A 10,202-nucleotide genomic window follows, 5' to 3' on the forward strand; every position below is an offset into this window, starting at 1 on the left:
GCGATCGCGCCTTTGAGTGAGGGGGCAATTCCTTGGTGAGGGGCGGCGATGACCCGGATGCGATCGTCTTTTTGGGCATACGCTTGGGCGATCTCAAGGGAATCGTCAGTGGAACCGTCGTCCCAGATCAGTAGCTCAAAATCGTGATGAGTTTGAGCAAGGATTCTATCCAGCGTGACGGGAAGATATGTGGCACGGTTGTAGACCGTGGTGATCAGGGAAATAGGGGCGGACACAATTTGGGCAGGGTACAGGATGAGGTGGCTGTGCTTAGGGTTCCCACAAATGCGCCCTGCATCGGCAGTGTAAATCACATCAGTACAAAGGCTTCGGACATAAAGAACCACTTTACCAACAGCATATGCAGGTTAATGCATCCTACCGAGTGAGCGAGCTCACCACCAACCGATGTGATCAGGCGATCTCGTTTCTTAAAAATTCTTCTAAAGTTCTAATTCTTTCTTCCAACTCCATAATTCTTCGTTCTCTTTCTAAGAGTCTTTCACGATCTCTTGGGCTGTCTTGAGTTAGTTGTACTGAGAAAAATACAGACAGTAGAACTGCACCCAGAATGTCTCTCCAAAATGGCTCCATGACCTAAACCTCATAGATCTAGCTTCGCAAGTTTCTAATCAGACTTTCTAGCTCTCGTACTCTGGCATCTAATTCTCTAATTTTTTCATCTCCTTTATACAATTCTCGACGTGCGTCTGATAATTTAAAAGTGAAACCAATAATCAAGAATGACATAAATATCATTATTGCGATAGGAAAAGCAAAATTAAGTTCCATTGAAACTCCTTGTTTTGAAGAGAACTGGTTTGAGTTTAAATGTGCATAAAAAGCTATCCAATTCTAATCTGCTGTTCTTTGGTGTACCCAGTCTTCAATGCGTTTTACTAGCTGCTCAATTTTAAGAAGGGTTGGATCATTGGAAGCAACCTTATGAGATGGATTACCATCATCAAATTCTTTTAAGCAGTCTGAATACTGTTTTAGAGTAAGCCCAAAAATTCCTATTGCTGATAGGCATGGTAATACATTCTGCAAGGGGGGAGTACAAAAAATTGCGACATTTATTGCTCTATTGATTAAGTCAACTCCATACTTTGCAAAACATACTGCCCATGCATGCCCTGATGCAGCTTTAATAGTGATTTCAGCCATTATACCAGGTATCTCTCTGGCAGGGTCTTCTTGGGCGTACCGGAGAGTATTCAGAAAAGGGTAAGGTTCTTCAATTGGTGTAGGTGAATTGTTTAAGACCTTCAGTCCAGAGTAATCATTTCCAAACATAAATACTGCATTAACAAAATCATCCTCATACATTTGCTCCTGTAAATCTGGATTCTGTCTACATTGGTTAAGCACATCTTTTCCAAACTGTAACAATTTAACCTGGTCGTTCTCATTTCTTACTCCCTCTAAAAAGGTTATTAGCTCTGTTGATCCTCTTTGAATTTCTTGAGTTTTCCATAGCGTATTTAGGAAAAGCTGTGGATCTTCCACTCCTACCGAAGGTTGAGGATTGCTCGCTGCATACGCTCCACCTAAGCCAATCAATGCATCAAGAAATGCTGGATCTTTCTTCTGAGTCTCTAGCCTCTCGCCTTGTAGCAGTTCCGCTGCATTCAGCAAATTGACTGCAAAATCCAAGCCCTTTATTTTCTCAGCTTTCGTATCCATTCCTGCAAAAAATGCACTCAATCCACCCTGAGCCTGCTTCACCTGTTGGGTGTCTCCACGCCACAGTCGATCTAAGAATCCTTGTACGGCTGCATCGCTTGCGGTTTGATTGACGGTTGGATTCGAGCTGACAAACTCAAATCCGAACTCGATAAACTCCCTCAAGAACTGAGCATCCTTGAGGTCATTCTTCAACGAAGGTACAGTCGATGCTGCCCGCATCAAATTATTGATAAACTGAATCGCCCTCACCGGGTCATTTACCCCCTCCAGCAATTGTCCCAGTTGAGTCACTGACTGCCCCAGTGCCGCTGTAATGTCCCCATTGTTTTTAAACTGACCATTGGCATCAGGCACTTGTAACCGCCACAACAGATCCAGGAAGCCAAATGCCTCACCCTCAGTTGGCACGGTCGTTTCTGGATTCGGATTTAACCAGGCATAGGTTTTCGCTAACTCCAGTACAGCAGCGGTTAACGCACTCTGTTGTGCCTGACTCATTGCGGTCTGGCGGGTAGCAAAGGTCTCCGTCACCACTTCCAACAGGGTGGCTTGAAACACCTGTTCCCGGACAGAACGCCCATCTTGCACCAACTCCTGGGCTAACCAGGCTCCACCCCACGGGACAAACGTGTCATAGACCCCAGCGCGATACCCATTGGGATCATACGCATCGGCAAACAGTCCCTCCATTGCCGGACGCATCTGGTCAATCAACGCTTGGTCATTAGTGAAATTCCCATCCGCCTGAATCAGTGTATTCAGACGATTGCCGATTTCCAACAGAATATTCTGACGGTTCTGCAACGCCGCTTTCTGATGGATAGTGGCTGGACTGGTACTGATAAAGTCCACCGCCTGCCGGACGATCGCGTCAACACTCTCGGCATATTCGTACTCACATCCTGGTGTCCAACTCCCCCCAGCGATCGCGCTAGGCGAGGGGAATCACGCTTCAGATGATACAATTGCACCATTCCATCGCTCATCCAGCCATGTCAGTCCGTGCAGACCAGGATTCCCCCTGGAAGGAGATCTTACGTCAGTATTTTCCTGAGGCGATCGCGTTTTTCTTCCCGGAACTGCATCGCTTGATTAATTGGCAGCAGCCCCCCGAGTTCCTCGACAAAGAGTTTCAGCAAATTGCCCCCGATACCGAAACTGGCAAACGTCATGCGGATCTACTGGTTAAAGTGTGGCGTAAACGTGGCAAAGCCCTGTTCTTACTGCTGCATGTTGAGGTGCAAGCCAAACCTGAAGCCAATTTTGCCGAGCGGATGTTCATCTATGCGCTGCGAATCTTCGATCGGTTTCGTCAACCAGCGGTGAGTCTGGCGATTTTGTGTGACAGTCGAACCGAGTGGCGACCGAATCGCTATGAGTTCAGCTATCCCGGAACGCAACTGTCGTTTCAGTTTGACACAGTGAAATTACTCGATTATCAGGAGCAATGGGCAGAGTTAGCCGCCAGCCCGAATCCCTTTGCCACGGTGGTGATGGCTCATCTCAAGGCGCAGGAAACCAAACGCCATGCTCACCAGCGCAAAGAGTGGAAACTGAGCTTAATTCGCCGCTTGTATGAAGCAGGGTACAGTCGGCGGGAAGTGCTGAACCTGTTCAAGTTTATTGATTGGGTTATGATCTTGCCAGAGGGGTTGAAGCAGGCATTTTGGCAAGAGTTGAAGGCTTATGAGGAGGAACGCAAAGTGCCCTACATCACCAGTGTGGAAGAAATCGGCTTTGAGCGTGGTATCCAACAAGGGCGGCAGGAAGGGCAGCAGGAAGGACAACGATCGCTGATTCTCCTGCTGCTCCAGCAACGAGTTGGGCAACTCCCGGATCAGTTGCACGATCGCATTGCCCAATTAAACCTGACTCAACTGGAAGCCCTGGCGATCGCCTTGCTAGATTTCTCCACCCTAACGGAACTGGAATCCTGGCTAGAACACCATTCAGATCAGGGCGATCGTTCGCTCCTGTAGGCGATATTAGCGCTAAGTCTCAATCCTCAATCCAGGTGAAATCCGCTTGCCCAAATTTATATCAAGCTAATCGCCCATCAGCAACACTCTGCGATCGCGCCTTTGAGTGAGGGGGCAATTCCTTGGTGAGGGGCGGCGATGACCCGGATGCGATCGTCTTTTTGGGCATACGCTTGGGCGATCTCCAGGGAATCGTCAGTGGAGCCGTCATCCCAGATTAACAGCTCAAAATTATGATGCGTTTGGGCAAGGATACTATCCAGCGTGAGGGGGAGGTAGTGATCACGGTTATACACCGTAGCCACTAGAGAAATAAATGGGGTATTGAAGTGTAAGCAGGGTTGGAAGTTGTCGCTTGAAGGTTCGAGAGAGAGAGGCATTTTAAGCAAAAAAGTAATGCCATCAACAAAGCTTACCAAAACTTGCGAAGAATCTATTTATTCAAAGCGATCATCATACATCTGATGCCAGATTAAGTTGCGCGATCAGCCGGGGGAATATATCTACAAAGGACACTAGTTAGTAGGAGACCAAATATACTGTCCACGTTTATCAATATACCCTTGTTTAGAACCCATTCTAATTGTCGATAGACCATCGAAGAAATCGGAAGGCTGTTCATCGAGCTTTAATGGGATCGCTATTTTACCGTTACGATCAATAAATTTCCACTGTCCACCTTCTTGCTCTAACACTACAGCTAAGCCGTTCCGAAAGCTGCTTGCATAAGCGAAGCGAGGCTCTATCCGCATTTGCCCTGTCTGATCAATAAACCCATATTTCTGCCCTACTTTAACCGCCGCTAACCCTTCGGAGAAGTGAAACTTTCTATCGTACTGTGGTGCAATGACAATTTTTCCTTTTACATCTATCAAGCCCCATTTACCATCAAGTTTGATTGGCGCTAAACAATTCTCAAAGCCTAATACGAGATCATATTTTAATGGAATGGCAATCCTGCCACTGCGATCAACAAAGCCCATCACTGTGCGTTTCGAGCTTGGATCGAAAATGTTAACCTCTTCTTTCTCGACAGGGATTAATCCGTTACTAAAGCCGTCCGTAAAGGTAAGATCCATCCCTTTTAGCTCAACAGCAACATTACCATCGCGATCGATTAATCCTGTTTTATATTCACCCTTCTCTCTAATCGCAAAGCCTGCTAGTCCTTCTGAAAAGGCTAAGTGATCGATGAATTTAGGTTGAACAATAAAGTTGCCATTTAGATCAATAAAGCCCCATAAATTATTGCGGCGAACCGCCGCGCGTCCCTCGGAAAACCAACCCACATATTCAAATTGTGGAGCAACAACAATCTTGCCAGTTTGGTCAATAAAGCCCCATTTCCCATTCAGTTTGATGCCTGCTCTCTGTTCATGAAATGCATCAGCATCTTCAAACTGAGGCGCAACCACCAGTTTCCCCAATGTGTTAATATAGCCTGCCCTACCATTTTCATCCTTGATCGCGGCTAGACCTTCCGCAAAATCTTTGAATGACGAAAACTTTGGTTGAATGACAACTTTGCCATCCCGTGAAATAAAGCCCCATTTTCCTTGTTGAACAATGTCAAATAAGCGTGGCTGATTATTTTTGGATTGGATAGAGGCATTGTCTTGCTCACTACAGGTTATCGAGGATTGCTCTGATTGAGCGCACCCCGGTAACGCCATCAATAAAGTTACACAAAAGCCAATTGTAAGTCTTTGAAACCAGATCATCATGCAGCAGCTCTCAATAGTTTTGAGTTTGAACTATACTCTTAATACATTTATCTGTACTTAGACAAAAAAATATAGATTACTCCTACCTCGTTGTTGAGACTACCATCAACTATGAGAAAGGTTTCTGTTAAACACCTTTCTCATAATTTAGATGAAACCGCGATACTTTAGATTCGATAGCTATACGTGTATAACCATCAAGCTCTTTGATCAGGATCAAGATTTTGATTAAGATATTTTGTGGGTATAGGAATGCTCTGAGCAGGTGGAACCCCTGGAGGCGGAGACCCTAAAGGGCTATCTGGCAGGTAACCACGCGAGGGACAGCCATTTGGTTGAAGTAAGTAAGCTCTTATCCACCACCGATAAGAACTGACCCAAGGTCCCATTTTTTCCGCCTTAGGCAGTAAAGGCAGCGGAGGCTCTAATGGCTTTCCGTCGTGTGTGAAACGATCATTAGGGATATCATTCCACACTTTTTTCTCGTTGAACCATGCTAAGCGCCTTTTTTCAAAAGTGTCAGCTCTATCTTGATCTTTCCCCCCCTGATATAAAGTTGTTAAAACACCTGCATCATCTCTAATATTGAAAACTGGTCTAGGAGGTCTTTTTTGCGCTACATCATCTTTTGCCGCCTCTCTTGCTGTACGCTCATAAATCTCTGCTGAGCGATCCATAATAGCAGCAATATAGCGAATTGCCCAAAATGGACTAGTCAATCTTTTTGCTCTCTCTTGCCATGTGTTTTTAGCTAATGCTGGTACTCGTCCTTCTCTTTCAATAATTACAGAAACATCAGTATCCTTCGTAACATGAATTTTGCCAGGAATACCAACGCTTGTACCATTTGGTATTCCTCCAGGAAATGCATGACGAATTACGCTGTAAGGATTTTCAGTGGCTTCCCACAGAATTGCACCAGCAATTGCATCAGATGTCACATTATATTCAGCAGCCATTTGAGAGATAAAAGGGGCATGATTTTTAATAAGATTAATAGCCCATAAACGTTGAAGCTCAGCATATAAAAACTCACCATTACTCTCAGAGTCCAAAGATTCGAATGATCCTCTTGGCAGCCAAGGAGGTAAGCCAGTAAATACATTTGGCTCGCTACTCAGTGGATTAGCTGCTACAATTTTTGCTGGAAGATTGGGTAAATACTGCCCATCATTAGTCAATCCTTCCTGAATGAATGATGGAGTTATAAAGAATACATCTTTCAAGTTGCTCCATATTTCAGGACTTTCATCAATAGTTTCAAGAGCCTTGTTTTGTAACCTCATTGCTTCCAGGCGATTATGAGGAGTATTAAAATCATTATCGAAGATTGTAAAAAAGTCATTTAGCTCTTGTTTACCTTGCTGAACATCCTGAGTGCCATGCGACGACCATAGTGTATTAAGAAAGAAGCCAGAAAGAGTTTGGATTTCTGTTTTCGCATTAGAAGAATTTAATGCTGCATAGGTTCCCCCTAACCCAACCAATGCATCGAGAAATACTGGGTCATACTTTTGGGTTTCTAGCCCCTCGCCTTGTAGAAGTTCCGCCGCATTCAGTAAATTGACTGCAAAATCCAAGCCCTTGATTTTCTCTGCTTCCGTATCCATTCCTGCAAAAAATGCACTCAATCCACCCTGAGCCTGCTTCACCTGTTGGGTGTCTCCACGCCACAGTCGATCCAAAAAGCCCTGTACAGCTGCGTCGGGTGCGGTTTGGTTAACGGTTGGATTCGATCTGACAAACTCAAATCCGAACTCGATAAACTCTCTCAAGAACTGAGTATCCTTAAGGTCATTCTTCAACGAAGGTACAGTCGATGCTGCCTGCATCAGATTATTGATAAACTGAATCGCCCTCACCGGGTCATTCACTCCCTCCAGTAATTGCCCTAATTGAGTTATGGCTTGCCCTAGTGCCGCTGTAATATCCCCATTGCCCTTAAACTGACCATTAGCATCAGGGACTTGCAATCGCCACAACAGATCCAGGAAGCCAAACGCCTCACTCTCGGTTGGCACAGTTGTTTCCGGGTTCGGATTTAACCAGGTATAGGTCTTCGCTAACTCCAGTACGGCAGCGGTTAATGCACTCTGTTGTGCCTGACTCATCGCAATCTGGCGGGTTGCGAAAGTCTCCGTCACCACTTCCAACAGGGTGGCTTGAAACACCTGTTCCCGGACAGAACGCCCATCTTGCACCAACTCCTGGGCTAACCAGGCTCCACCCCACGGGACAAACGTGTCATAGACCCCAGCCCGATACCCATTGGGATCATACGCATCGGCAAATAACCCTTCCATCGCCGGACGCATTTGGTCAATTAACGCCTGGTCATTGGTGAAATTCCCATCCGCCTGAATCAGCGTATTCAGTCGATCGCCGATGGCTAACAGAATATTCTGACGATTCTGCAACGCCGCTTTCTGATGGATGGTGGCTGGGCTGGTACTGATCAAGTCCACCGCTTGCCGGACGATCGCATCAACACTCTCGGCATATTCGTACTCATAGCCAGTTCCCGTCAGACCCCGATGATCGGCTTTCCCTTCCGGCGTGAGTTGCCCATCATATCCTGGTGTCCAGCCACCTCCCGACCCACTGCCACCGTAGTAGCCCCAACTACCGCCACTGCCAACATAGCCCCAACTGCTCAGATTGCCAGCCGTCGGAGTTACACCCGGAATGGGAGTTCGAGGGTCAGTCGGGGGATCATTGGGGTTCGTGGGTGAGATCCACGGATCATCATCCACCACCCGGCGATCGCCAGGGACAAAGAACTGGAAGCGAGTGCGCTGAGCATTTCCCGCAACGTCTGTGCTGGTCAGGATCAGGTTGTAAACTTCCTCATCCTGGAGTACCGAATTCCCGCTCGTTAGCTCATCAATCACCTGGTCAAAGGCGGTTCCGGTCAGTGACCCAGCCACGGTAAAGGAGTGCTGTGCTACAGATTGCCCATCACTGGCACGGGCAATTTCATAGACCATCTGTACAGCATTCACGTTGTCCTGCACCGTCCCCAAAAAATGCATCCCCCGTTCCCAGGCAATGCCGTCAATTACGTCGGGTAACGATACCGTGGGGGTGGAACGATCTAACTGGAACTGAATCGATTTCTCGATCGTCTGATTCGTGGCGGTCTGTACTTACAAGCGCAAGGTATATGTCCTATCCACTAACCCGTCATCTGTTAAAGTGGCAAGCTGGCTCTCATCGGTTTATGACGCTCAAGTAGGAGGACAATCTCCTGTTTACGTGATGCCTAGTGAGGACTTGAAGCAAAAACGCAAGGAATGTAATAGCGGCTTCTGTACAGAGGTAACAGACCCGATTGACCTTTAGAGCGATCGCTGGACAGATCAAGCAATGTCGAGTCTGGGGTTGGCAGTAGACAGATCGCCTTCACCCCAGTCTTGATCGCGTTCTTCAATCAGTAGTGCATCTCGGTGATGAGTTGCTTTGTCTCCGGAAAGATCAGCAGGGTATTCGCATTCTGGGCACACTAGGCGTACCCCTACTGGTTCGGCTTGAGGTAGTCCATCGTGACTTTAATCACGATCGCGAAAGCAATCAACATTAAGCTGGGGGTAATATCACCGGGAACGGTAGGCGTTGGTGCAGGGGGACGGATCATTTCAGGAGGAATCTGAATTTGAATGGTTGGCGATGTCGCCACGGGAACTGGTAGCTGTGCCGGCTGGGTTTGAGCGGGAGTAGAAGTAGGTTGGTTCATGGTTGTTATCAAGTAAACTTCCTACTTCCAATGTGCCGTTGAATTCCTCAAACCCTGTCACAGCAATGCTTCTGTTAGTCACCACTTTTGACTGACCTACGATCGTGTTGTGGTATGACTGAGTTATGCTCTACTTTTGTCCGGTTTAAGATCCATTACTCAAACTGCTCTTCCCCTATGACTGGTTCCAACTCCCGAAAGCGCATTAAGGTCATTGCCTCCACCGAGGGTGTTGACAGAGCCGAAAAAGCATTGATCCGACTGGGGTTTGAATCGAAAGCTAATTTTGCAAAGGCACAGTTTTTGGCTCGCAGTACAGTAACAAATTTTTTTAACCAAGAGCCTGTACAAGTCGATACTTTTAAACGGGTCTGTGAGAGATTGCAGCTTGATTGGATGGAAATCTTAGGCTCAAAGAGCAATGTGGAGATAGGGCAATCAGAGGAAACTGGACACCCAGAGGTCGTTGAAATGAGCGCTACTGCTGCTACCAGTACAACTGTGGGAACTACGTTAGCGATCGCTCGGCGGCAGGTGACAGTTCTAGACCATCAAAAAGTTGTTAAAGCTAGGATTGTTTTGGAAGGTGACATTAATTCCGTCGATGCAAACTTCAAATCAACCCTTGAAGTGCTGCTCAAGTGCTACGGAGGAGACACGATCGAGATTACTGATATTCAGGCAGGCAGTATCAGAATTACGATTCAAGGCTCTCAACAGGATATAGAACGCTTGAGAGAGCGAATTGCTTCCGGTGAACTCACCCAAATTAATGATTGCCCAATTGAAGACTTGGTGATTTTGGGTGACGAATCTCTAGAAGTACCTGAAAATCCGGCGTTGCTCAACGGGGGAAGGATTTTACGACTGGCTGGACGAGTTTTTAGGGCTTTCAGCCATCGATTTATCCCGTGGATCAGCAAAGTGGAAAATCCAAGTTTGCAAACCAAGTGGGAGCTGATTCAAGCAATCAAAGCTCAGCCACAATCGTATCGTCAACTGAGTGGTGCTGACCTGAGCGATGCTGACCTGAGCGATGCTGACCTGAGCGATGCTGACCTGAGCGATGCTGACCTG

The 10,202-nt window shown here is 46.7% G+C and carries 9 protein-coding genes; 3 read left to right on the plus strand and 6 right to left on the minus strand.

The features are described 5' to 3' along the window. Both ACN4EK_RS31250 and ACN4EK_RS31255 read right to left on the minus strand, forming a co-directional pair. On the minus strand, positions 1-236 hold a 236-nt coding region (locus tag ACN4EK_RS31250), incomplete at its 3' end, for a glycosyltransferase family 2 protein (protein WP_431662350.1). 619 nt (positions 237-855) lie between these two features. Further along, positions 856-2,379: a hypothetical protein gene (locus ACN4EK_RS31255; protein ID WP_431662351.1), complete on the minus strand. Its 1,524-nt coding sequence runs from the start codon at positions 2,377-2,379 to the stop codon at positions 856-858. A 27-nt stretch (positions 2,380-2,406) separates the two neighbouring features. Between ACN4EK_RS31255 and ACN4EK_RS31260 the strand changes: the two genes are divergently transcribed. Continuing rightward, positions 2,407-2,649: a hypothetical protein gene (locus ACN4EK_RS31260; protein WP_431662352.1), complete on the plus strand. Its 243-nt coding sequence runs from the start codon at positions 2,407-2,409 to the stop codon at positions 2,647-2,649. A 32-nt stretch (positions 2,650-2,681) separates the two neighbouring features. After that, the gene (locus ACN4EK_RS31265; protein WP_431662353.1) at positions 2,682-3,668 is read left to right on the plus strand and encodes a DUF4351 domain-containing protein; all 987 of its coding nucleotides are present in this window, start codon (positions 2,682-2,684) and stop codon (positions 3,666-3,668) included. Between the two features lie 77 nt (positions 3,669-3,745). On the opposite strand, the gene ACN4EK_RS31270 is transcribed toward ACN4EK_RS31265, so the two are convergent. The 4 genes from ACN4EK_RS31270 to ACN4EK_RS31285 form a co-directional block, all read right to left on the minus strand. Beyond that, positions 3,746-4,048: a glycosyltransferase family 2 protein gene (locus tag ACN4EK_RS31270; protein WP_431662354.1), complete on the minus strand. Its 303-nt coding sequence runs from the start codon at positions 4,046-4,048 to the stop codon at positions 3,746-3,748. A gap of 135 nt (positions 4,049-4,183) precedes the next feature. Further along, positions 4,184-5,392 carry a WG repeat-containing protein gene (locus tag ACN4EK_RS31275; protein WP_431662355.1) on the minus strand — a complete coding sequence of 403 codons (1,209 nt, stop codon included), beginning with the start codon at positions 5,390-5,392 and terminating at the stop codon, positions 4,184-4,186. Positions 5,393-5,589: 197 nt separating this feature from the next. Next, the gene (locus ACN4EK_RS31280) at positions 5,590-8,424 is read right to left on the minus strand and encodes a hypothetical protein (RefSeq protein ID WP_431662356.1); all 2,835 of its coding nucleotides are present in this window, start codon (positions 8,422-8,424) and stop codon (positions 5,590-5,592) included. 482 nt (positions 8,425-8,906) lie between these two features. Beyond that, positions 8,907-9,125: a hypothetical protein gene (locus ACN4EK_RS31285; protein ID WP_431662357.1), complete on the minus strand. Its 219-nt coding sequence runs from the start codon at positions 9,123-9,125 to the stop codon at positions 8,907-8,909. Between the two features lie 471 nt (positions 9,126-9,596). Here ACN4EK_RS31285 and ACN4EK_RS31290 point away from each other — a divergent pair. Next, a partial coding sequence (locus ACN4EK_RS31290) for a pentapeptide repeat-containing protein (RefSeq protein WP_431662358.1) occupies positions 9,597-10,202 on the plus strand: 606 nt, incomplete at its 3' end.

The sequence above is a fragment of the Pantanalinema rosaneae CENA516 genome, assembly GCF_050753385.1.
Taxonomy (GTDB): domain Bacteria; phylum Cyanobacteriota; class Cyanobacteriia; order Leptolyngbyales; family Leptolyngbyaceae; genus Pantanalinema; species Pantanalinema rosaneae.

Bases quoted from the DNA above. Each gene is read 5' to 3' on its own strand.
- ACN4EK_RS31255 (WP_431662351.1), bottom strand. From the start codon at position 2,379: ATGGAGGGACTGTTTGCCGATGCGTATGATCCCAATGGGTATCGCGCT.
- ACN4EK_RS31265 (WP_431662353.1), top strand. From the start codon at position 2,682: ATGTCAGTCCGTGCAGACCAGGATTCCCCCTGGAAGGAGATCTTACGT.
- ACN4EK_RS31270 (WP_431662354.1), bottom strand. From the start codon at position 4,048: ATGCCTCTCTCTCTCGAACCTTCAAGCGACAACTTCCAACCCTGCTTA.
- ACN4EK_RS31275 (WP_431662355.1), bottom strand. From the start codon at position 5,392: ATGATGATCTGGTTTCAAAGACTTACAATTGGCTTTTGTGTAACTTTA.
- ACN4EK_RS31280 (WP_431662356.1), bottom strand. From the start codon at position 8,424: ATGCATTTTTTGGGGACGGTGCAGGACAACGTGAATGCTGTACAGATG.
- ACN4EK_RS31285 (WP_431662357.1), bottom strand. From the start codon at position 9,125: ATGAACCAACCTACTTCTACTCCCGCTCAAACCCAGCCGGCACAGCTA.